A 21,998-nucleotide genomic window follows, 5' to 3' on the forward strand; every position below is an offset into this window, starting at 1 on the left:
GGGGCCTTCGGCCGTCGTGCGATGGTTGAGCGATGACGTCTCCACAGGTCGACATCTCGGCCCTGCTCACGGCTGTGGAGGACGTCTCGCCTGCCGAGGCGATGTCCGTCGCTGCGGACGTGCTTCGAGGGACGCTCGGCGTGCAGTCCGCGTCGTTCCTCATCGCGGACGCTGCAGGGAGCACCCTGGTCGACCCTGCGAACCCTGAAGGGCGCTTCGCCCTCGACGGCTCGGACGCAGGGCTGGCCTGGCGCGAGCAGCGCACGGTGCACGACGGCCTCGGGTGGGCGTACACGCCCGTGACCGTCCGCGGCGACGCGCTCGGGGTGCTGGCCGTCCAGCTGCCTGCCCCCGAGGGTGGAGCAGACACTCGACGCGGAGTGGACGACACGACCCAGGACGGGTCCACGATCGGACAGCTCGCGGCCGTCGCGCACGCCCTTGGTTACGTCCTCATCGCGAACCAGCGACACACCGACAGGTACGAGACAGCGATGCGATCGGTGGATTTCACGCTCGCCCGCGAGATCCAACGACGCCTTCTGCCCCCCGGTTTCGTCTGCGAGGGCGGATCCTTCACGATCGCCGGGTGGCTCGAACCCTCGGCCAGCGCCGCTGGCGACACCTTCGACTACGTCGCGTCCCCCGACAGGCTCACGGCCTCGCTGACCGACGCGACCGGGCACGACCTCAGCGCCGCCATGGTGGCGACCCTCGCGGTGAATGCTTTGCGCAACGCCCGGAGGCGGGGTGCCGACCTGGTCGAGCAGGCGCACGCCGCCAACACGGCACTTCTCGAGCAAGACGGGGACCTCAGCCTCGTCACCGGGATCCTCCTGGAGATGGACCTGCGATCGTCGGGTGCCGAGCACGGCGACGACGACCGGACCGTGGCCCGGATCATCAACGCAGGGCACCCCGGTGCCCTCTTGCTGCACGAGGGAGAGGTCACCACCGTGGCGCCGGCCAACAACCCGTTGCTCGGGCTGCACGAGCACGAGTACCAGGTGCAGGAGATCGAGCTGTGTCCCGGAGATCGGCTGCTGCTCATGACCGACGGAATGTTCGAGCGCAGCGCCGCCAGCTTCGACCTGCCCGGTGCCTTTCGCGACACCGCCGACCAGCACACCCGCAGTGTGGCCCAGGGCATCTCGCGCATCTTCCTCGAGACGGTCGGCAACGACATCCAGGATGACGCGGCCCTGCTGCTCCTCGAGTGGCACGGCGGCACCACGAGCCGCACCACCCGCCGCGGGGCGGACCGCGAGCAGGCGTAGCGCTCGACCCGGTTCCGACGTCGCGCCACAATGGCCGCTCGGACAAAGGGAAGGCCCCCTCGAAAGGGGGCCTGACCTGCGGTAATGATGGTGGGCGATACTGGGATCGAACCAGTGACCTCTTCCGTGTCAGGCAGAAGAACGACGTCCGTCCATGTCCGCCACTGATCGTCTGCGCAGGTCACCAGACACTCCAGCCGCCGACGGACGCCAGCGAACACCGGCGAACGCAATCGCGTTGCTACACGAAACCGCAGACGCTCTGGACGTGGACTCGGCTCGGGTCGATGCATGGGTATGCATCGAGCTGCCGCACCCTTGCGAAAACTCGAACCCACGGCCTCTGTCCGCTGAGCAGCACGGTGGACCCGGATAGCAGACCCAACTGAACGCGCACAGGTCGACTGGATCGGAATAGGGTGCGAAGACCTGGCCTGTTGACGGGGTGTGGTGCGGGTATGGACGAGGATCGGGTCGCCGAGTTCCATCGGTTGCATCGTGCGGGGTGTTTCGTGATGCCGAACCCGTGGGACGTCGGGACCGCACGGCTCCTGGAGGGGCTGGGGTTCAAGGCGTTGGCCACGACGAGCGCCGGCTTGGCCTGGTCGCTTGGCCTCTCGGACGCCCAGGTCACCCGCGATCAGACGCTCGAGCATCTCCGTCAGATAGCCGGGGCAGTATCGGTGCCTGTCAACGCTGACTTCAGGGACGGTTATGCAGTGGATCCGGCTGGCGTCGCGGCGAATGTGAAGCTGGCCGCGGGGACGGGGATCGCCGGAATCTCGATCGAGGACTCGTCAGGAGATGAGGCTGATCCGCTGTTCGACTTCGAGCTGGCGGTGGCGCGGGTGGCCGCCGCACGCCAAGCGATCGATGAGAGCGGCACGGGGATTGTTCTGACGGGCCGCTCCGAGGGGTTCGTTTGCGGCCGTCCCGACATCGACGAGACGATCAGGAGGCTCCGTGCGTACGCGGACGTGGGCGCCGACTGTCTCTATGCTCCGCGGATCGTCAACCTGGAGCATGTGTCCGCGATCGTGGCCGCGGTGTCACCGAAGCCGGTGAACCTCCTGATCAATTCTCCGTTCACGACGGTTGCTGCGGCCGCGCAGCTCGGGGTCCGCCGTATCAGCGTGGGGGGCACGCTCGCGCGTACCGCGTGGGACGGAGTCCTGTCGGCCGCCAGGGAGATCGCGGAGCGGGGGACGTTCTCGCGGTTCGAGCGCCTACCCGACGTCGAGGCCCTCTTCGGCGACTGAGAGCGTCGAGCCCGGCGAGGACACCGCGTGCGGCGACGGTCCGTACCGGCGGGCCGCCCACACCCCGATCAGAAGGAGGGTCCGGTGGTTCCCTTCGGCGTCCCGACGACCTGGCCATCCGCGGAGCGCCGGTAATCGGTCGTCGCCTGGTTCACCTCCGCCTCCACGCCACCGACGTGACATTCATGGACTCGGTTGGCGTGCGGTTCATTGCCCGGTGCTCCGTCCATGGTCCCGTCAAGGCTGCTGCGTCCCTGTCCGTCCGGTTGTTGCTCCGTCTGCTCGCCATTGAAGACCTGCTCTTGTGACGGTCGCGGTCTAGATCTCGCCTCCGGCGCCGCCCTGGACACCTCGCCGATTGCTGGGGTCAAGGGGTCGCAGGTTCAGATCCTGTCAGTGTGGGCATGGATGGCGCGCAAGTCACCCGCCCTGCGTTGGCGTCGCTTCATCAAGCGACGCATCATCAGTCGGACGGCGCGTGGGCCTGTCTCGGTTCCCCGTCGGCGAGGGGCTCAAGATGCAGGGCCCGGACTCACCACGTGCGAGGTGTGCGATGAGCGAGCCGGCCCCCGACCCAGACAGCGCCAACACGCCAGACGCCAACAGCGATGTGCCGCTTCGAGCAGCAGTTGTGCCCGACGAGGTAATGGACGCTCTCACGCCCAGTTTCGGGCAGAATCTGCCGAGTGCCACGCACGAAGGAGTGCCGGTAGCTCAAGAGACCGCTCCAACGATGAGCGCTGGCCAGGTCATGACGATCGCTGCGGCTCTGGGCCGTGGTGGCTCTACCAGTTCTGGGCGTTCGTCACGCCCGGGCTGACCCGCCGCGAGCGCGGGTACGCCATCGGGTTCGTGGCCGTCGCCGTGCCGTTGTTCCTCGCCGGGGCCTACGTCGCGTGGTGGGTGCTGCCCAACGCGGTGCGGCTGCTCACCGAGTTCACGCCGTCGGGTGCGACCAACATCATCGACGCCCAGACGTACCTCGGGTTCGTCATGCGGATCATGCTCGCGTTCGGCATCGCCTTCCTGCTGCCCGTCGACATGGTCGCCCTGAACTTCGCCGGGGTCGGGACGGCCGCCACCTGGCGCAAGAGCTGGAGGTGGGCGGTCCTGCTCTCCTTCGTGTTCGCCGCTGTCGTCACCCCGACGCCCGACGCGATCACGATGCTCGCCATCGCCATCCCGACGAGCGCGCTGTACTTCCTGGCCCTCGGCGTCTGCGTCATCCACGACCGCCGCGTCGACCGCCGGCGGGTGGCCGCGGGACTCCCGCGGCTGGACGGCACGATGGCCGACGAGCCCGACGCCGCGACCGGCACGGCGTGATCCACCTACACAGGAGGTCGCACATGAATGGCAACGACGCCACCATGCCTAACGGGACGCTCGTCCCTGTCGACGCCGCGCTCACGCGGGTCGCTACGGGCGCGACGTGGAGCGAGGGGCCCGTATGGCTGCCTGACCTTGCGTTGCTTCGGTGGAGCGACATCCCTGGCGACCGGATCCTCGAGCTCGACCCGGCGACGGGGCGCTCGCGTGTCCACCGCACCGGCGTCGAGTTCACGAACGGGCGAACGCTCGACCGTGACGGCTCGGTCATCCAGTGCTCGCACGGGCGGCGCGCGGTCGAGCGCGAGTTCGACGGCGCCGTGTCGGTGCTCGTGGACCGCTGGGAGGGTGGTCGGTTCAACTCACCAAACGACGTCGTCGTGGCGTCCGACGGTGCGATCTGGTTCACCGACCCGCCCTACGGGATCCTCCAGCCGGACGAGGGACATCCGGGGGAACGCGAGTACGGAGCCAGCTACGTCTTCCGGTTCGACCGGGTCACCGGCGACGTGCGTCCGGTCGTCCTCGACGTCGAGGAGCCCAACGGCCTCGCGTTCTCGCCGGACGAGAGACTGCTCTACGTGTCGGACACGTCTGCCGCGATGCGGACGGACGGGTCGGGGAACCACCACATCACGGTGCGCGACGTCCGTCTGGCCGGCACCTGCTCAGACGGCCGGATCTTCGCGGTCATCGAGGACGGGCTGTCGGATGGGTTCCGGGTGGACGAGTCCGGTCGCCTCTGGACCTCGGCCGGCGCGGCGGTCCAGGTGTACGCCCCGACGGGGGAGCTTCTTCTCACCGTCCCGGTCCCCGAGCGCGTGGGCAACCTCTGCTTCGGCGGTCCGGACGGGACCGACCTCTTCATCGCGGCGAGCACGAGCATCTATCACCTGTCGACCCTCACCCGAGACGCGGTCGCCGTTCGGAGCGCGGCATGAGCACGCGGACCACGCCGCGTGCGGTCCCGTTCGCGGAGACACCCGCCCCGACGGCGTTGCGAGGCCATCCGGGTCCTCGAGACGATCAGCCGACCGACGACACCGTTGACGATCTCTGAGATGACGAGCTCGCGCAGGAGTTCCCTATTTGGATCCCTTTTTTGGTTCCTTTTCGTTTCGTCTCAATGCTGGCACGGGCTGATCGGGGGGTTCCTGGATGCTGCCGTTCGCCGCCTGGCACCCGATCGAGGACGCTCGGGCCCCGACCAGGGGGCCATTCCTCTCGACTACAAGACCGCCACGAACCTGGGCGTCATTGATGCCGACTTCGTCTCTTACGGCTCGTACGGCGAGCTGCAGATCTGGAGCACGACGACGCTGGAGGCGAAGCCGTGCCTCGCGATGGTCGCGGAAGATCGCATCATCATGGTCCGCTGCTCAGCACCGTCGCTCGACCCCGTCGCCGATCTGGACTTCCGCCCGACATGTTCCCACCCGCGCCGTCCGGTGAGCCGATCGCACCGGGGCGGCACACCACGCCGACCGAACGGAGGTAGCTGAGGGTTGCGGACGCCCCGCGCGTGGCCGGTTCAACTGGTCCGGTCGGCGGCTCAGGCTGTCGCTTCGACGGCTTGGAGAATGAGTTGGGTCGCGGCCTCGGGTCGGCCCGCCCGCGAGCACTCGGGACTCGGGAAGGACCATGTCCGAGCGTTCGAAGAGAAGAGGTCGCTCACCGATCGCCCGGAGCGGTGGCCTGCGCAGATGTCCCCGCTCGACCGCGCCGCAGTCCCATGACGCTCAGTCCGCCGACGTTCGTGGGCGTCCGCACTGCTACGCGCGTTGCTACACCCATCCCAGAATGCAAGAGGCGGCGCGGCCCCATGTGGGACACACACCGCTGACCTGCACAAACATTGTGGGCGATACTGGGATCGAACCAGTGACCTCTTCCGTGTCAGGGAAGCGCGCTACCGCTGCGCCAATCGCCCATGGTGAAGCATGGGTACTGCTGTGGTGATACGAGGTGGAGATGGGATTCGAACCCACGTATACGGCTTTGCAGGCCGCTGCCTCGCCACTCGGCCACTCCACCGTGAGACCGCAGTCCTCAGCGGCTGCGTTCAGCCGATCAGGAGTGTCTGCCCCCGAGCGGACGACGGGATTCGAACCCGCGACCCTCACCTTGGCAAGGTGATGCTCTACCACTGAGCCACGTCCGCACAGCACGTCCCCCCGGCATTCACCGGTGTTCCGTGTGCGTCCCGAACTCTAACTGACGATCTCCGCGAGAGTCCAACTGGCTCCGGGCACCCGGGTGATCGCGCGGATCGAGGGGGACATCGCAGGTGACGGTGCGCTGCTCGGTAGCGTGTGGGCGTGCCTGAGCAGACCGTCAGTCGGCGTGGCGTCGCGTGGTTCGCCGGTGTGGAGGCGGCCGGCGTCGTCGAGGTCGTGGACGTCCGGGCACAGCCGGAGCGGCTCGCGGAGCCTGGCTGGTGGGCGGTGGTGGGCGACTTCGACGGCACCGTGCGCGCGTGGCGGTTCGCGCACGTCGCACCCGCGCAGGTCGTGGTCACCAGCGGGTGGAGCGGCCCGTCGGCGACGTCGTGGTCGTCCTCGCTCGACCGTGCGGGTTACGTCGACGCGGTGGGCCGGGTGCGGGCGCACATCCAGGAAGGCGACGTCTACCAGGCCAATCTCTGCCGGGTGCTGAGCGCTCCGCTGCCTGGTGAGCCTGATGCGCGCTCCCTCGGTGCGCTGCTGGGCGCGGGCAACCCGGCGCCGTACGCCGGCGGTGTGCAGGTGCCGGGAGAGGTGTGGGTCGTCACGGCGTCGCCGGAGCTGTACCTGCGGGTCGAGGGCGGTGTCGTCACCAGCGGGCCGATCAAGGGGACCGCCGCCACGTCGGACGCGATGACGGACAAGGACCGCGCGGAGAACGTCATGATCACCGACCTGGTCCGCAACGACCTCCAGCGGGTCTGCGTGCCCGGCACGGTCGAGGTCACCACGCTCCTGGGTGAGGAACGTCACCCGGGACTGGTCCACCTGGTGAGCACGGTGCAGGGCGTGCTCGCCGACGACGTCGCGACCGCCCCCGACCTGTGGGCGCGGTTGCTCGACGCCACCTACCCGCCGGGCTCCGTCTCGGGTGCCCCGAAGTCGTCGGCGCTCGAGATCATCGCGGCGCTCGAGACGTCTCCGCGGGGGCCGTACTGCGGGGCCGTCGGGTGGATCGAGGTGGGCGCCGACGGGGGCGTCCGGGCGGAGCTGGCTGTCGGCATCCGGACCTTCTGGTGGGCGGACGACGTCCTGCGGTTCGGTACCGGCGCGGGGATCACGTGGGGGAGCGATCCCGAGAGCGAGTGGGCCGAGACCGAGCTCAAGGCCGCGCGGCTCGTCGCCCTCGCATCCGGTGTGGACGTCGAGACGATGACAGACTGACTCGATGGCTGTCGTGATCTGGTCGAACGGTCGTCTGCACGGCCCCGAGGACCTTCTGCTGTCCGGTGTCGACCACGGGCTCACGGTCGGCGACGGCGTCTTCGAGACCTGCGCGGTGTACGACGGCACGGCGTTCGCGCTGACCCGCCACCTGCGCCGCCTGAAGCGGTCCGCGCTCGGTCTAGGGCTGTCCGCGCCCGACGAGGGCGCCGTCCGCGAGGGGGTCGCAGCGGTGCTCGCGGACGCAGGGCCCGACGTCGGTCGTCTGCGGATCACGCTCACGGGCGGTCCGGGCCCGCTGGGGTCGAACCGGTTCGCGCCCGAGGAGCAGCGGCAGAGCATCCTCGTGCTCGCCGGCCCTGGAGCACGGTCCGAGGTCTCGCGGGTGATCCGCGTGCCGTGGGTGCGCAACGAGCGGTCGTCGGTGGTCGGCCTGAAGACGACCTCCTATGCGGAGAACGTCGTGGCTGTCTCGGAGGCGTACCGGCGGGGTGCCGACGAGGCCGTGCTGGCCAACACGGTCGGGGAGCTGTGCGAGGGCACCGCGTCGAACGTGTTCGTCGAGCGGGACGGCGTGCTGGTGACTCCGCCGCTGTCCAGCGGCTGCCTCGCCGGCATCACCCGGGAGCTGCTGCTGGAGTGGTCTGCGGCCGCAGGTCTCCCCGTCCGCGAGGCTGCACCGGGGGAGCTCCGGTACGAGGTGCTCGACGACGTGGCCAACGGGTCGGCGCACCTGATGCTCACCGGTTCCATCCGCAACGTCTCGCCGGTGGTCGGCCTCGACGGCCTCGACATCGACGCTGGGCCGCTCTCGCTGGAGGCGCAGCAGCTCTTCCAGGCGCGGCTGGCCGACGACCTCGACCCGTGACAGACGACGACCGGCCCCGCCCGAGGCGGAACCGGTCGCGTGGAGTGTGTGTCAGGCGGTCAGGAGAGCGGCGATGAGCGCCGTGATCTCGCCTTCCATCCGGTCGCTCTCGGTACCCAGCGGCACGAGTGCCTCGGTCCCGGCGAGGAATCGCTCGATGGGCTCGGTGGGAGCGGCCAGCAGCGCGCTGCCCTCGACTCCGCTGAGTGACACGAGCGTGTAGTCGGGGTCTTCGTCGCGCCACACCTGCACGTCACCGGTCCCGGCGGGTGCATCGGCCGTCGCGTCCATCCCCAGAGAGAGGAGCTCGCGGCCGATGAGCCAGGTCGACATGGTGTGCGGGCCGGTGAAGACCGCGCGTACCGTGTACGGATCGGTTGTCCTGAAGGAGAACTCGGCGCTCACCGGGATGACGCTGGCGTCGGATCCGATGAGCTGCATGGCGACGACCTCGACGACGTCGTAAGTCGAGCTCGGCATCGGGTCCTCCTGTTCGCAAGGGCTGGAGGTCCCATCATGGCAGGCCAGGTGCCGGATTGGACCGCTAGACGGCCTGAGTTCACCCGGAGGGGCGTGCCCCGAGTTGCCGGCGACACGTGACGTAACCCGCCTTGTCGAGCGCCCGTCCCTTGACTTCGGCGCGATGACCTGCAGGGAACGCTGGAATGCCCGGTTCGGATTCTTGACCCGACCCGGGTAGCATCCTCTTCGATGTCACCCGCGGGTGGTCGTCGCTCCCAGCACCAGGCGTGTCGCGGAGGGGTGACTCCGCGAACGACGGGCGATTGGCTCAGTTGGTAGAGCGCCTCGTTCACACCGAGGAGGTCATCGGTTCGAGTCCGGTATCGCCCACTCGATCAGGAGGGGTCGGCCCCACGGGCCGGCCCCTCCTGCCGTGCATATGGGGTCCGACATGCCGCGAGCCCGCCGGTAGCATCGAGTGGCTCGCCGCCAGGGCGAGCGGCCACGAAGGAGGATGTACCGGTGCCCGAGCTCATCACCCTCACCGTCGACGGGATCGCGACCACGGTGGAGCCGGGGACGACGGGTACCGACCTGTACTCCTCCCGGCGCGACGTCGTCGTCGTCCGCGTCGACGGCGAGCTGCGCGACCTGCACCTCCCGTTGGCCGCCGGCGATGATGGCGCAGTCGTGGAGGCTGTCACTCTCGACGAGCCCGACGGTCTCGCCGTGCTGCGGCACTCCGCGGCGCACGTGCTGGCGCAGGCCGTGCAGGAGATCAACCCGAAGGCACGCCTCGGCATCGGGCCGCCGATCACCGACGGCTTCTACTACGACTTCGACGTCGACACCCCGTTCACCCCGGACGACCTCAAGGCGATCGAGAAGGTCATGGGCCGGATCGCCAAGGAGGGCCAGACCTTCCGCCGGTGGGACGTCACCGAGGACGAGGCTCGTGCCGAGCTGCGCGACGAGCCCTACAAGCTGGAGCTCATCGGCCTCAAGGGCGACCCGCAGGCCGCCGACGGCGCGTCGGTCGAGGTCGGCCTGGGCGGTCTGAGCATCTACCAGAACGTGCGTGGCGCAGGACGCGATAGCGAGCAGGTCGTCTGGCAGGACCTGTGCCGCGGCCCGCACGTGCCGAGCACCCGCCTGCTGGGCAACGCGTTCCAGCTGACCCGGTCGGCCGCCGCGTACTGGCGGGGGTCGGAGAAGAACCCGCAGCTCCAGCGCGTGTACGGCACCGCGTGGCCGACCAAGGACGAGCTGCGCGCCTACCTCGAGCGCATCGCCGAGGCGGAGCGCCGGGACCACCGCAAGCTGGGCAACGAGCTGGACCTGTTCTCCTTCCCGGAGGAGATCGGCTCCGGGCTGGCCGTGTTCCACCCCAAGGGCGGCATCATCCGCATGGAGATGGAGCACTACTCCCGTCGTCGGCACGTGGAGGCGGGGTACTCGTTCGTCAACACCCCGCACATCACCAAGGAGCAGCTCTTCCAGATCTCGGGGCACCTCGACTGGTACGCCGACGGCATGTACCCGCCGATGGTGCTGGACGAGGAGCGCGACGCCGAGGGCCACGTCCGCAAGCAGGGGCAGAACTACTACCTCAAGCCGATGAACTGCCCGATGCACAACCTGATCTTCGCGGCGCGCGGGCGGTCCTACCGGGAGCTGCCCCTGCGGCTGTTCGAGTTCGGCACCGTCTACCGGTACGAGAAGTCCGGCGTCGTGCACGGCATGACCCGCGCGCGCGGGTTCACCCAGGACGACGCGCACATCTACTGCACCCGCGAGCAGATGAAGGACGAGCTCACCAGCCTGCTGACCTTCGTCCTTGACCTGCTCAAAGACTACGGGCTCGACGACTTCTACCTGGAGCTGTCGACCAAGAACCCCGAGAAGTTCGTCGGATCCGACGCGGTCTGGGACGAGGCGACCGAGACTTTGCGCCAGGTGGCCGAGGCGTCGGGTCTCGACCTGGTGCCCGACCCGGGCGGTGCCGCGTTCTACGGACCGAAGATCTCCGTGCAGGCCAAGGACGCGCTGGGCCGCACCTGGCAGATGTCCACCATCCAGCTCGACTTCAACCTGCCGGAGCGGTTCGAGCTCGAGTACACGGCACCCGACGGCACCCGCCAGCGGCCCGTGATGATCCACCGTGCGCTCTTCGGGTCGATCGAGCGGTTCTTCGCCGTCCTCACCGAGCACTACGCCGGAGCGTTCCCTGCGTGGCTGGCGCCGGTGCAGGTGCTCGCGGTGCCGGTCGCGGAGCCGTTCGAGGGGTACCTGGACGACGTCGTGAGCCAGCTGCGGGCGCAGGGGATCCGGGCGGAGGTCGACCGGTCCGACGACCGGTTCGGCAAGAAGATCCGGAACGCGAGCACGCAGAAGATCCCGTTCGTGCTCATCGCCGGTGGCGAAGACGCCGAGGCCGGAGCCGTCTCGTTCCGCTACCGGGACGGGCGCCAGGACAACGGTGTGCCCGTCGCGGAGGCGATCGAGCGGATCGTCTCGGCGGTGCGCGACCGCGTGCAGGTCTGACGGTGGCCGAGTCCGCCGACGACTTCGCGGGCGTTCCGGACGGCTTCCAGCGTCTCTGGACCCCGCACCGCATGGCGTACATCGGGGGACAAGACAAACCCGTCGACCGGGAGTCCGGGGACGGCTGCCCGTTCTGCCGCAGCCCCACGCTGAGCGACGAGGACGGCCTCATCGTGGCGAGGGGCGCGCTCGCGTACGTCGTGCTGAACCTGTACCCGTACAACTCGGGGCACCTGCTGGTCTGCCCGTACCGGCACGTCGCCGACTACACGGAGCTGACGGAGCCCGAGGTCGCCGAGGTCGCGGCGCTGACCCGCACCGCGATGACCGTCGTGCGGGAGGTGTCGGCGCCGCAGGGCTTCAACCTGGGCCTGAACCAGGGTGACGTCGCCGGCGCAGGGATCGCGGCGCACCTCCACCAGCACGTCGTGCCCCGATGGTCCGGAGACTCGAACTTCCTGCCGATCGTCGGCCGCAGTCGCGCGCTCCCGGAACTCCTGGGCGACACGCGGGCACGGCTGGCGGCCGCCTGGCCGACCGAAGCGAAAGGATGATCGGCTCGTGCTGAACGGACTGCGCGGTGCCATGACGCGCTTCTTCACCCCCATCGCCAGGGTGCTCCTCCGGCTGGGCGTCTCGCCGGACGCGGTGACGATCGCGGGCACGCTCGTCGTCGTCGTCACGGCGCTGTGGGCGTTCCCGACAGGTCACCTCCTGCTGGGCACCCTCGTCATCGCCTTCTTCGTGCTCACGGACTCGCTCGACGGCGTGATGGCTCGCCAGGCCGGGACGTCGGGTCCGTGGGGAGCGTTCCTCGACTCGACGCTCGACCGTTTCGGGGACGCGGCCATCTTCGCCGGCCTCGTCCTGTGGTTCACCGCCGGCGGCGACGACCGCCTCAGCGCGATCCTCGCGCTGGCGTGCCTCGTGCTCGGCTCGATCGTGCCGTACGCGCGGGCCCGGGCGGAGGGTCTCGGCATGACCGCGTCGGGCGGGATCGCGGAGCGCGCCGACCGCCTCGCGCTCGTCCTGGTCGCGACCGCCGCCGTCGGGTTCGGGGCCCCGGACGTGGTCCTCACGGTCGTGCTCGGTCTCCTCGCCCTCGCGTCGACCGTGACCATCGTGCAGCGCATGACGAAGGTGCACCGGCAGGCCGTGACGCGGGTGACCGAGTGAAGGTGGACGTCGCGCGGGCCTTCGCCCTCGCCTGGAAGGTGGCCGGACACCTACCCGGCCCGGTGCTGCGCGCGCTGTGCGACGGAGCAGCCGATGCCGTGTGGCTGCGCCACGGTGGCGGGGTCCGGCAGCTGGAGAAGAACCTCGCGCGGGTCCGTCCCGAGCTGGACGACCGAGCGCTGCGCCGGCTGAGTCGCGCGGGCATGCGCTCCTACATGCGGTACTTCGGTGAGTCGTTCGCCCTTGCGACGATGTCCCGTGAGCAGATCGACGCGCGCGTGCGCGCGGTCGGCATGGAGAACCTGCGGCGCTTCACGGACCAGGGCCAGGCGGTGATCCTCGCCGTCGGCCACACCGGGAACTGGGACCTCGCCGGGGCGTACTGCACCCGGGAGATCGCGCCCGTCACCACCGTGGCGGAACGGCTCGAGCCGGAGGAGCTCTTCCAGGAGTTCGTCGCGTTCCGGGAGAGCATCGGGATCACCATCTTCCCGCTGACCGGCGGCGGCGACGTGTTCCGGGGGCTGGTCCGTGCGGCGCGCGGAGGTGCAGCCCTCCTTCCGCTGCTGGCGGACCGCGACCTCACGTCCAAAGGCCTCGAGGTCGACCTGTTCGGGCACCGGGCCAGGGTCGCGGCGGGCCCGGCCGCGCTGGCGGTCACGACGGGTGCACCGCTGGTGACCACCGTCATCTACTACGAGCGGCTCCGGGGCGCTCAGCGCCGGGCAGCCGGCTCGCCGTGGGGGATCGTCATCCAGTTCAACAAGGCGATCGAGATGCCGGCGGACCTGCCTCGCGCCGACCGGGTACGAGCGTTGACCCAGGCGTGGGTCGACGAGTTCGCCGCGGGTGTCCGGCAGCGACCGCAGGACTGGCACATGCTCCAGAAGGTGTTCGTCGAGGACCTCGACCCGGAGCGCTACGCCGCCACGGTCGCGGCCCAGGCGGCTGCCGGATGACCCCGCGTCGCGCGGAGCGCACCCTTCGGGTCGGCATCGTGTGCCCGTACTCGTACGACGTCCCCGGTGGCGTCCAGTTCCACGTGCGGGACCTGGCGGAGGCGCTGATCGCGCGCGGGCACACCGTCTCCGTCCTGGCCCCGGCCGACGACGACACCCCGATCCCCGAGTACATGACCGCCGCCGGGCGTGCGATCCCTGTGCGGTACAACGGCGCGGTCGCACGCATGACCTTCGGACCGGTGACCGCGGCTCGCGTGCGCAAGTGGCTCGCGGCGGGGGAGTTCGACGTGCTGCACCTGCACGAGCCCGTCACCCCGAGCCTCGGCATGCTGGCGCTGTGGATCGCCGACGGACCCATCGTCGCGACGTTCCACACCGCCCTCATCCGGTCCCGCCCGCTCCAGATGGCCTACCCCTTGGTGCGGCAGTCGCTGGAGAAGATCTCCGCCCGGATCGCCGTGTCGGAGGACGCCCGGCGCACGCTCGTCGAGCACATGGGCGGCGACGCGGTCGTCATCCCGAACGGCGTGTACGTCGACGCGTTCACCGCTGCGCAGCCGGACCCTCGCTGGACCGGCACGCCCGAGCGCCCGACGATCGCGTTCCTCGGGCGTCTCGACGAGGAGCGCAAGGGCCTGCCCGTCCTGCTGGACGCGGTGCCGCGCGTGCTGGCCGAGATCCCCGGAGCGCGGTTCCTCGTCGCCGGCCGCGGCGAGACCGGGCCGGACGAGGTCCGTGAGCTGCTGGGCGACGAGGCGGCGGCCGCCGTCGAGTTCCTCGGCGGGATCTCCGACGACGACAAGGCCAACCTGCTGGCGTCGGTCGACGTGTACTGCGGCCCGCAGACCGGCGGCGAGAGCTTCGGCATCGTGCTCGTCGAGGCGATGAGTGCCGGCGCGACGGTCGTCGCGAGCGACCTCGGCGCCTTCTCGCGCGTCCTCGACGACGGTGCCGCCGGTGTCCTGTTCCACACCGGCGACAGCGCGGACCTGGCGACGACGCTGGTCCGTGTGCTGCGCGACCCGGACCTGCGGGCGCGGGTCTCCGCACACGCGCTCGAGGTGGTGCGGCAGTACGACTGGGCGACGGTCACCGACCAGGTCCTCGCCGTCTACGAGATGGTCGTCGCCGGCCGGGACGCGCCGGTCGGCGAGGATCCGTCGTCGGTCCGCGGTGCTCGGCTGCTCGAGCTGCGCCGCGGTCGTGGTGAGTCCCGATGAGATGGTCGGAGATCACGGTCTACGTGACGATCGTGCTGGCGCTCGCCCTGTGGTGGGTGTGGGTCGCCGCGTCGCGGCTCGACCGGCTGCACCGCAAGGTCGGCACCTCCCGTGCGGTCCTCGATGCTCAGCTGGTGCGCCGGGCAACGGCGGCTGCCGAGCTGGCGACGTCCGGCCTGCTGGACCCGGTGAGCTCGGTGCTGGTCGGGGAGGCGGCGTGGGCCGCGCTGTCGACGGGGGCGAGCGAGCTGCCGGCCGACCTCCTCGTCCTCGTGGGTCCCGACGACGTGCCCGCGGGAGGAGCCGCGCTCCTGGCGGTCGACCGCGGGCGCATCGAGAGCGAGCTCTCGGCGACGCTGCGCGAGGCGCTGGACGACCCTGACGAGGTGGCCGCCCTGCGCGCGGACCCTGCGGGCGACGAGCTGGTCGACCTGCTCGCGTCCGCCTGGTACCGCGTGCAGCTGGCCCGCCGTTTCCACAACGAGGCGGTCGCCCAGACGTCCCGCGCGCGACGCGGTCCGCTCGTCCGCCTGCTGCGTCTCGCGGGGCACGCCCCGGAGCCTCGCAGCCTCGAGCTGGACGACGCGTGGCCGGAGAACCTCGGCCGGCCCGGCACGCGTCGCGGGTCGGGCCAGAGCACTCCGCCCGGCTGAGACGGCGCCCGGGATCCCGGGCGCGACGGACTACGATTGACCGATCCGGCCGTCGAGGCGGCCGTCCCCACACCGCACGAGGATCTGCGAGGCTCGACGTGACCAGCGAGAACAGCCAGCCCACCACCGCGACGCACGCCGGCGTCATCGGCACCGCCCGCGTGAAGCGGGGGATGGCGGAGATGCTCAAGGGCGGAGTCATCATGGACGTCGTCAACGCGGAGCAGGCGAAGATCGCCGAGGACGCCGGCGCGGTCGCCGTCATGGCGCTCGAGCGGGTCCCCGCCGACATCCGGGCCCAGGGTGGCGTCGCGCGCATGAGCGACCCCGACCTCATCGACGGCATCATCGAGGCCGTCTCCATCCCTGTCATGGCGAAGGCCCGCATCGGGCACTTCGTCGAGGCGCAGGTGCTCCAGTCGCTGGGTGTCGACTACGTCGACGAGTCCGAGGTGCTGACGCCCGCGGACTACGAGCACCACATCGACAAGTGGGCCTTCACGGTCCCCTTCGTCTGCGGTGCCACCAACCTGGGCGAGGCCCTGCGCCGCATCACCGAGGGTGCGGCGATGATCCGCTCCAAGGGCGAGGCCGGCACGGGTGACGTCTCCAACGCCACGACGCACATGCGCACCCTGCGTGACCAGATCCGTCGCCTCACGTCTCTGCCGGAGGACGAGCTGTTCGTCGCCGCCAAGGAGCTCCAGGCGCCGTACGACCTGGTCAAGGAGGTCGCCCAGGCCGGCAAGCTCCCGGTCGTGCTGTTCACCGCCGGCGGCATCGCGACGCCCTCGGACGCCGCGATGATGATGCAGCTCGGTGCCGAGGGCGTGTTCGTCGGCTCCGGGATCTTCAAGTCGGGCAACCCGGCCGAGCGTGCCGCCGCGATCGTCAAGGCGACCACGTTCTTCGACGACCCGGACGTCATCGCCAAGGTCTCGCGCGGTCTGGGGGAGGCCATGGTCGGCATCAACGTCGAGGACGTCCCGGAGCCCCACCGTCTCGCTGAGCGCGGCTGGTGACTCAGCATCACGCCACGCCGGAGGCCGCGGACGAGTCGTCCGCGGCCTCTGCCGTCCCCTCCCGGTCGAGCGCCCACGGCGGCGGCCCGGTGCACGGTCTCGGTCCGGAGTGGCGCCGGGGTGACGACGGCCTGCTCTTCCGGGAGGCCGCGCGCGTGATCCTGCTCGACGAGGACGACCGGGTGCTGCTCATCCGCGGCCACGACGTGGACCAGCCCGACCGCAGCTGGTGGTTCACGGTCGGCGGCGGCATCGACGACGGGGAGGACCCCCTGTCGGCGGCCGTCCGTGAGGTCCGAGAGGAGACCGGCATCACCCTCGTCGCCTCCGACCTCGTGGGTCCCGTGTTCACCCGGTCGGCGATCTTCGACTTCTACGCCGAGCACTGCCGGCAGGACGAGACCCTCTACCTCGCGCGCGTGCCCGCGACCTCGTTCGGCGTCGTCGACCGCGGCGGATGGACGGACCTTGAGCTCGACGTCATCGACGAGCTGCGCTGGTGGTCCCTCGACGACCTCGACCGGGTGGACATCGAGGTGTTCCCCGAGCGTCTCGTCGACCTCGTCCGCGGCCTGCTCCCGGTGTGGGACGGCGAGACACGGCACCTCGGGCTCGTCCGCGAGTAGCTCAGTTGACAGCGTTGCGCGTCGTCCACGCCGGGTCGCGGTGCTCGCCACGGTCCAGCACGTCGCGCAGCTCACGCACCGCCGTGACCATGTCCGCGTGGGTCAGGTAGGGCGCGGCGACCCCCAGGCGCACCACGTCGGGGGAGCGGAAGTCACCGACCACCCCGCGTGCGGCCAGCGCCTGCACGATCCCGTAGGCGTCCGGGTGCCGCAGCGCGACCTGCGAGCCTCGGAGCCCGTCGGCCTCGGGTGAGGCGAACACGGCGTCGGGCAGGACGTCGGTGATCGCATCGCGCAGGAACCGGGTCAGGCTCAGCGAGCGCGCGCGGACGTCGCCGATGTCGATGCCGTCGAACGCCTGCAGCGCCGCCTCGAGGGCGAGCAGCGACAGCATCGGCGGGGTGCCGATGCGCGCGCGGGCGATGCCGGCGGCGCCCACGTAGTCGTCGGCCATTGCGAACGGCTCCGCATGCCCGTGCCAGCCGGGGACGACGTTGACGAACGCGTCCTGGTGCCGTCCCGCGACGTATCCGTACGCGGGCGCCCCGGGTCCGCCGTTGAGGTACTTGTACCCGCAGCCGACGGCGAGGTCGACGTGGTGCTGGTCGAGCCCGACCGGCACGGCTCCCGCCGAGTGGCACAGATCCCACAGGACCACGGCTCCGGCGTCGTGGGCTGCTGCGGTGATGCCCGGCAGGTCGAGCAGCTCGCCGGTGCGGTAGTCGACGTGGGACAGGACGACGACCGCGACGTCAGGGCCGACCCGGGCGGGGATCTCGGCAGGCGTGGCGTGCTCGACGCGCCAGCCGACCTGGTCCGCGACGCCGGCGACGACGTACTGGTCGGTCGGGAACGACCCGGGCTCCGTGAGCACCACCGACCGCCCCGGGCGCAGCGCTGCCGCCGCGTGCAGGGATTGGTGCAGGCGCACGCTCGTCGAGTCGCCGACGACCACCTGACCGCGCGCGGCACCGACCAGCCGGCCGATCGCGTCGCCCACGCGCACCGGCGCGTCCCACCACGCGTGCGAGTTCCACGACGCGACGAGGTCCCGACCCCACTGGCGCTCGACGGCGTCCCGGACTGCGGCGGGCACGGCCCGGGGGAGCGCGCCGAGGGAGTTGCCGTCGAGGTAGACGACTCCGGGCGGGAGCAGGAACCGCTCACGCAGGTCGGTCGCCGCATGCTCGGCGTCGAGGTGGGCCGCACGGGCGTCGAGCTGGTCGAAGGTCACACCGCGGGAGCGTACGGCCTGACCGGAGCACGCCTAGACTCGCCCGTCGTGACCGTGACCATCGGAGTCCTCGCCCTGCAGGGAGACGTGCGCGAGCACGTGCACGCCCTCGAGTCCGTGGGCGCGCACGCTGTGCCGGTCCGGCGGCAGCGCGAGCTCGACGCGGTCGATGCCCTCGTGATCCCCGGCGGCGAGTCGACGACGATCGACAAGCTCCTGCGCGCGTTCGAGCTGTTCGGGCCGCTCCAGGACCGGCTGCGCGCCGGCATGCCGGCCTACGGCTCGTGTGCCGGGATGATCCTGCTCGCCGACCGCGTGCTCGGGGGGATCGAGGGCCAGCGGACCCTGGGCGGGATCGACGTCACGGTGCGTCGCAACGCGTTCGGGCGGCAGGTCGAGTCGTTCGAGACCGACCTCGACATCGCGGGCATCGACGGCCCGGTGCACGGGGTGTTCATCCGCGCGCCGTGGGTCGAGGAGGTCGGACCGGCGGCGACCGTGCTGGCGCGCGTGGAGTCGGGCCCTGCCGCCGGTAGGATCGTGGCCGTCCGCCAGGGCTCGTTGCTCGTAACCTCGTTCCACCCGGAGGTCACAGGCGACACCCGGGTGCACCAACTGTTCGTAGAGATCGTCCGCGACAGCCTGTGAGGACCGGCGCAGCAGCCGCGTCCGGGGCACCCGGGCATGCACCGAAGACGAAGGGGTAGCTGAAGCGATGTCGGGTCACTCCAAGTGGGCCACCACCAAGCACAAGAAGGCCGTGGTCGACGCCAAGCGGAGCAAGCTCTTCGCCAAGCTGATCAAGAACATCGAGGTCGCGGCCCGGACCGGCGGAGGTGACCTCGCGGGCAACCCGACCCTCTTCGACGCGGTCCAGAAGGCCAAGAAGAACTCGGTCCCCATCGACAACATCAACCGCGCCGTCAAGCGCGGGTCCGGCCAGGAGGCCGGTGGCGCCGACTACTCGACGATCATGTACGAGGGCTACGGCGCCGGTGGCATCGCGGTGCTGGTCGAGTGCTTGACCGACAACCGGAACCGCGCCGCGTCCGACGTGCGCGTCGCGTTCACGCGCAACGGCGGGCAGATGGCCGACCCGGGCTCGGTCTCCTACCTGTTCTCCCGCAAGGGCGTCGTCATCGTGCCCAAGGAGGGCACCGACGAGGACTCCGTGATGGAGGCGGTCCTGGACGCCGGCGGCGAGGAGGTCAACGACCTCGGTGAGGCGTTCGAGGTGCTCTCCGAGGCCACTGACCTGGTCCCCGTCCGCTCGGCCCTGCAGGACGCCGGCATCGAGTACGACTCGGCCGACGTGGTGTTCTGGCCGGCCACGCAGATCGAGGTCGACGCCGAGGGCGCGCGCAAGATCCTGCGCCTCATCGACGCGCTCGAGGACTCCGACGACGTCCAGAACGTGTACGCGAACTTCGACGCGTCCGACGAGGTCATGGCGGAGCTCGAGGACGACTGACCGTCCGAATGGGCCTGGCCGCCGTGGCGGTCGGGCCCCTTCGTCGTCCCGGGCGTGGCCTCCCGGCGTCGCACCTGCCCGGCTGCGACCATGAGGCGGTGCGCGTCCTCGGAGTCGACCCCGGCCTGACCAGGTGCGGTCTCGGCGTCGTCGACGGCCTCCCGTCACGCCGGCTGTCGATGGTCGCGGTCGGCGTCGCCACGTCCGACGCGCTCTGGGACGTCGACCAGCGCCTCCTGTCGATCGAGCGGCAGATCGAGGAGTGGCTCGAGGAGCACGCCCCGGACGCCGTGGCGGTCGAGCGGGTGTTCGCGCAGCAGAACCTGCGTACCGTCATGGGGACCGCGCAGGTGGCGGGCATCGCGATGGTCGCGGCCGCGCGGCGGCGGATCCCCGTCGCGCTGCACACGCCCAGTGAGGTCAAGGCGGCGGTCACCGGCAACGGTCGGGCGGACAAGGCGCAGGTCCAGACGATGGTCCAGCGGCTGCTGCGGCTCGACGAGCTCCCGCGGCCGGCCGACGCTGCGGACGCGCTGGCCCTCGCCGTGTGCCACCTGTGGCGTCCCGCGGGAGCGCTCGGTGCGCCGCAGCGGGCGCCCGGCTCTCTGACCGCGGCGCAGCGTGCCTGGGCGACAGCCGAGCAGGCGGCTCGACGCCGGGGCTGACCGCGTGTCTTCGTACACCTGTTCGCCTGCGTGTGCCAGAGTGTCCGGCAGCAGACGGCGTCTCGACGACTATTTCTCGACCGTAGGGAGGGTGACCGGTGATCGCGTCGGTCCACGGCACGGTGCAGACGGTGCGGCTCGACGCCGCCGTGGTGGAGGTCGGGGGAGTGGGTCTCCTCGTGCACGCGACCCCCGCCACCCTGGCGGGGCTGCGCGTCGGGTCCTCCGCCCGGTTGGCCACCTCCCTGGTGGTCCGGGAGGACGCGCTGACCCTCTTCGGGTTCGCGGACGCCGACGAGCGCGAGATCTTCGAGACGGTGCAGACGGTCAGCGGCGTCGGTCCGCGCCTCGCGCTGGCGATGCTCGCGGTGCACACGCCGGACGGGCTGCGCCGGGCGGTGCTCGACGAGGACTTCAAGGCGCTGCAGCGCGTCCCGGGCATCGGCCTGAAGGGTGCGCAGCGGATCGTGCTGGAGCTCAAGGACCGGATCGGCGCGCCCGCCAGCGTGACCGCACCCGCGGCGGCCGTCTTCGGCGGGGACCGGCGCGACCAGGTCGTCGAGGCGCTCGTCGGCCTCGGCTGGAACGCGCGGGCGGCCGGGGACGCGGTGTCGACCGTCCTGGAGGGAACCGAGGGGCCCGTGGCTGCCGACGAGGTCGCCGGGGTCCTGCGTGCGGCCCTGCGGACCCTGGGCGGCGGGCATGGCTGACGATCGCGAGGAGCTGGTGACCGAGCGCTTCGCGGCCGAGTCGCTCGTCCAGTCGGGAGCCGACGACCTGGAACGCGCTGCGGAGGCCGCACTGCGCCCGCGCAGGCTGGACGAGTTTGTCGGCCAGCGCGTGGTGCGCGACCAGCTCTCCCTGGTGCTCGACGCCGCGCGCGGTCGGGGCAAGGCGCCCGACCACGTGCTGCTCTCCGGTCCGCCCGGGCTGGGCAAGACCACGCTCGCGATGATCATCGCGGCCGAGATGGGTGCCCCTCTGCGGGTCACCAGCGGTCCCGCCATCCAGCATGCGGGCGATCTCGCGGCCGTCCTGTCGTCGCTCGAGGAGGGCGAGGTCATCTTCCTGGACGAGATCCACCGCCTGGCGCGCCCCGCCGAGGAGCTCCTCTACATGGCGATGGAGGACTTCCGGGTCGACGTGATCGTCGGAAAGGGAGCGGGCGCCAGCGCGATCCCGCTCACCCTGCCACCGTTCACCGTCGTCGGCGCCACCACCCGGGCCGGACTGCTCCCTGCACCCCTGCGGGACAGGTTCGGCTTCACCGCGCACCTGGACTTCTACTCGGCAGAGGAGCTCGAACGGGTCCTCGTCCGGTCGGCTGGTCTGCTCGGCGTGCCCCTCGACCACGCGGCCGCCGCGGAGCTCGCATCGCGCTCTCGCGGCACCCCGCGCATTGCGAACCGCCTGCTCAGGCGTGTGCGGGACTGGGCGGAGGTACGCGGTGACGGCACCCTGAGCCTCGTCGCCGCACAGTCCGCCCTCGACGTCTACGAGGTCGACCAGCTCGGCCTGGACCGTCTCGACCGGGCGGTGCTCACCGCGCTCTGCACGCGGTTCGGTGGGGGACCGGTGGGCCTGACGACGCTGGCCGTGGCGGTCGGCGAGGAGCCCGAGACCGTCGAGACGGTCGCTGAGCCGTTCCTCGTGCGCGAGGGACTGGTCGGGCGGACGCCGCGTGGACGCATCGCGCTCCCGGCGGCCTGGACGCACCTCGGGCTCGAGGTTCCTCACGGATCGGGCACACTGTTCGGCTGAGCCGCCACCTCACGGAACCATGACCGGGGTCCATGCGTTGGAGCGGCGAGCCGCCGGGCCTAGACTGCGGCGGACACACCACC

22 protein-coding genes and 4 tRNA genes are annotated in these 21,998 nt (G+C 70.8%); 21 read left to right on the plus strand and 5 right to left on the minus strand.

What is annotated here, in order from left to right; translation table 11 throughout:
* The first annotated feature begins 32 nt into the window (after positions 1-32).
* From ASG23_RS16435 to ASG23_RS20030, 5 genes are all read left to right on the plus strand, one after another.
* Positions 33-1,277, plus strand: coding sequence for a PP2C family protein-serine/threonine phosphatase (locus ASG23_RS16435; RefSeq protein ID WP_056027299.1), 1,245 nt, complete (start codon positions 33-35; stop codon positions 1,275-1,277).
* A gap of 458 nt (positions 1,278-1,735) precedes the next feature.
* The gene (locus tag ASG23_RS16440; protein ID WP_056027302.1) at positions 1,736-2,536 is read left to right on the plus strand and encodes an isocitrate lyase/PEP mutase family protein; all 801 of its coding nucleotides are present in this window, start codon (positions 1,736-1,738) and stop codon (positions 2,534-2,536) included.
* Positions 2,537-2,944: 408 nt separating this feature from the next.
* Positions 2,945-3,862 (plus strand): twin-arginine translocase subunit TatC, encoded by a 918-nt coding sequence (tatC, locus tag ASG23_RS20905; RefSeq protein WP_082516286.1) that lies wholly within the window; start codon positions 2,945-2,947, stop codon positions 3,860-3,862.
* 23 nt (positions 3,863-3,885) lie between these two features.
* Positions 3,886-4,806, plus strand: a complete 921-nt coding sequence (locus ASG23_RS16450) for an SMP-30/gluconolactonase/LRE family protein (protein WP_235521185.1) — start codon at positions 3,886-3,888, stop codon at positions 4,804-4,806.
* Positions 4,807-4,926: 120 nt separating this feature from the next.
* On the plus strand, positions 4,927-5,367 hold the full coding sequence (locus tag ASG23_RS20030) for a hypothetical protein (protein WP_157465716.1): 441 nt from the start codon (positions 4,927-4,929) through the stop codon (positions 5,365-5,367).
* Between the two features lie 356 nt (positions 5,368-5,723).
* Here the strand turns inward: ASG23_RS20030 and ASG23_RS16455 are convergent.
* From ASG23_RS16455 to ASG23_RS16465, 3 genes are all read right to left on the minus strand, one after another.
* Positions 5,724-5,795, minus strand: a tRNA-Val gene (locus ASG23_RS16455).
* A 33-nt stretch (positions 5,796-5,828) separates the two neighbouring features.
* A tRNA-Cys gene (locus ASG23_RS16460) sits at positions 5,829-5,899 on the minus strand.
* 55 nt (positions 5,900-5,954) lie between these two features.
* A tRNA-Gly gene (locus ASG23_RS16465) sits at positions 5,955-6,026 on the minus strand.
* A gap of 157 nt (positions 6,027-6,183) precedes the next feature.
* On the opposite strand from ASG23_RS16465, the gene ASG23_RS16470 reads away from it, so the two are divergent.
* Together ASG23_RS16470 and ASG23_RS16475 are read left to right on the plus strand one after the other, a co-directional pair.
* Positions 6,184-7,251: a chorismate-binding protein gene (locus ASG23_RS16470; protein WP_056028477.1), complete on the plus strand. Its 1,068-nt coding sequence runs from the start codon at positions 6,184-6,186 to the stop codon at positions 7,249-7,251.
* 4 nt (positions 7,252-7,255) lie between these two features.
* Entirely contained in the window at positions 7,256-8,119 is an 864-nt protein-coding gene (locus ASG23_RS16475) for an aminotransferase class IV (RefSeq protein WP_056027305.1), read from the plus strand.
* A 51-nt stretch (positions 8,120-8,170) separates the two neighbouring features.
* On the opposite strand, the gene ASG23_RS16480 is transcribed toward ASG23_RS16475, so the two are convergent.
* Positions 8,171-8,599, minus strand: a complete 429-nt coding sequence (locus tag ASG23_RS16480; RefSeq protein ID WP_056027308.1) for an SsgA family sporulation/cell division regulator — start codon at positions 8,597-8,599, stop codon at positions 8,171-8,173.
* Positions 8,600-8,898: 299 nt separating this feature from the next.
* Between ASG23_RS16480 and ASG23_RS16485 the strand changes: the two genes are divergently transcribed.
* From ASG23_RS16485 to ASG23_RS16525, 9 genes are all read left to right on the plus strand, one after another.
* Positions 8,899-8,971 (plus strand) — tRNA-Val (locus ASG23_RS16485).
* Between the two features lie 132 nt (positions 8,972-9,103).
* Complete coding sequence (thrS, locus tag ASG23_RS16490; RefSeq protein ID WP_056027311.1) at positions 9,104-11,125, plus strand: threonine--tRNA ligase; 2,022 nt, start codon at positions 9,104-9,106, stop codon at positions 11,123-11,125.
* A gap of 2 nt (positions 11,126-11,127) precedes the next feature.
* The gene (locus tag ASG23_RS16495; RefSeq protein ID WP_056027314.1) at positions 11,128-11,679 is read left to right on the plus strand and encodes an HIT family protein; all 552 of its coding nucleotides are present in this window, start codon (positions 11,128-11,130) and stop codon (positions 11,677-11,679) included.
* A 7-nt stretch (positions 11,680-11,686) separates the two neighbouring features.
* Entirely contained in the window at positions 11,687-12,301 is a 615-nt protein-coding gene (gene pgsA, locus ASG23_RS16500) for a phosphatidylinositol phosphate synthase (protein WP_056027317.1), read from the plus strand.
* Positions 12,298-13,260: a phosphatidylinositol mannoside acyltransferase gene (locus ASG23_RS16505; protein ID WP_056027320.1), complete on the plus strand. Its 963-nt coding sequence runs from the start codon at positions 12,298-12,300 to the stop codon at positions 13,258-13,260. The genes pgsA and ASG23_RS16505 overlap by 4 nt, the downstream gene beginning before the upstream one ends.
* Entirely contained in the window at positions 13,257-14,483 is a 1,227-nt protein-coding gene (locus ASG23_RS16510) for a glycosyltransferase family 4 protein (protein ID WP_056027322.1), read from the plus strand. Before ASG23_RS16505 ends, ASG23_RS16510 begins: the two co-directional genes overlap by 4 nt.
* On the plus strand, positions 14,480-15,136 hold the full coding sequence (locus ASG23_RS16515; protein ID WP_056027325.1) for a hypothetical protein: 657 nt from the start codon (positions 14,480-14,482) through the stop codon (positions 15,134-15,136). The genes ASG23_RS16510 and ASG23_RS16515 overlap by 4 nt, the downstream gene beginning before the upstream one ends.
* Positions 15,137-15,234: 98 nt before the next feature.
* Positions 15,235-16,158, plus strand: coding sequence for a pyridoxal 5'-phosphate synthase lyase subunit PdxS (gene pdxS, locus ASG23_RS16520; RefSeq protein WP_056027328.1), 924 nt, complete (start codon positions 15,235-15,237; stop codon positions 16,156-16,158).
* Positions 16,155-16,784, plus strand: coding sequence for an NUDIX hydrolase (locus tag ASG23_RS16525; RefSeq protein WP_056027331.1), 630 nt, complete (start codon positions 16,155-16,157; stop codon positions 16,782-16,784). The genes pdxS and ASG23_RS16525 overlap by 4 nt, the downstream gene beginning before the upstream one ends.
* Position 16,785: 1 nt before the next feature.
* Here the strand turns inward: ASG23_RS16525 and kynU are convergent, their stop codons facing one another.
* Positions 16,786-18,018: a kynureninase gene (kynU, locus tag ASG23_RS16530; protein ID WP_056027333.1), complete on the minus strand. Its 1,233-nt coding sequence runs from the start codon at positions 18,016-18,018 to the stop codon at positions 16,786-16,788.
* A 48-nt stretch (positions 18,019-18,066) separates the two neighbouring features.
* Between kynU and pdxT the strand changes: the two genes are divergently transcribed.
* The 5 genes from pdxT to ruvB all read left to right on the plus strand — a co-directional run bounded on the left by pdxT (position 18,067) and on the right by ruvB (position 21,915).
* A complete protein-coding gene (pdxT, locus tag ASG23_RS16535; protein ID WP_056027335.1) occupies positions 18,067-18,666 on the plus strand; it encodes a pyridoxal 5'-phosphate synthase glutaminase subunit PdxT in 600 nt (199 codons plus the stop codon).
* 67 nt (positions 18,667-18,733) lie between these two features.
* Positions 18,734-19,489 (plus strand): YebC/PmpR family DNA-binding transcriptional regulator, encoded by a 756-nt coding sequence (locus ASG23_RS16540; RefSeq protein WP_056027338.1) that lies wholly within the window; start codon positions 18,734-18,736, stop codon positions 19,487-19,489.
* Positions 19,490-19,587: 98 nt separating this feature from the next.
* Positions 19,588-20,154, plus strand: a complete 567-nt coding sequence (ruvC, locus tag ASG23_RS16545; protein WP_055914312.1) for a crossover junction endodeoxyribonuclease RuvC — start codon at positions 19,588-19,590, stop codon at positions 20,152-20,154.
* A 98-nt stretch (positions 20,155-20,252) separates the two neighbouring features.
* Positions 20,253-20,864 (plus strand): Holliday junction branch migration protein RuvA, encoded by a 612-nt coding sequence (gene ruvA, locus ASG23_RS16550; protein ID WP_056027341.1) that lies wholly within the window; start codon positions 20,253-20,255, stop codon positions 20,862-20,864.
* Positions 20,857-21,915 carry a Holliday junction branch migration DNA helicase RuvB gene (gene ruvB / locus ASG23_RS16555; RefSeq protein WP_056028480.1) on the plus strand — a complete coding sequence of 353 codons (1,059 nt, stop codon included), beginning with the start codon at positions 20,857-20,859 and terminating at the stop codon, positions 21,913-21,915. The genes ruvA and ruvB overlap by 8 nt, the downstream gene beginning before the upstream one ends.
* The last annotated feature ends 83 nt before the right edge of the window (positions 21,916-21,998 follow it).

It is taken from the genome of Cellulomonas sp. Leaf395 (assembly GCF_001424125.1).
GTDB lineage: Bacteria > Actinomycetota > Actinomycetes > Actinomycetales > Cellulomonadaceae > Cellulomonas.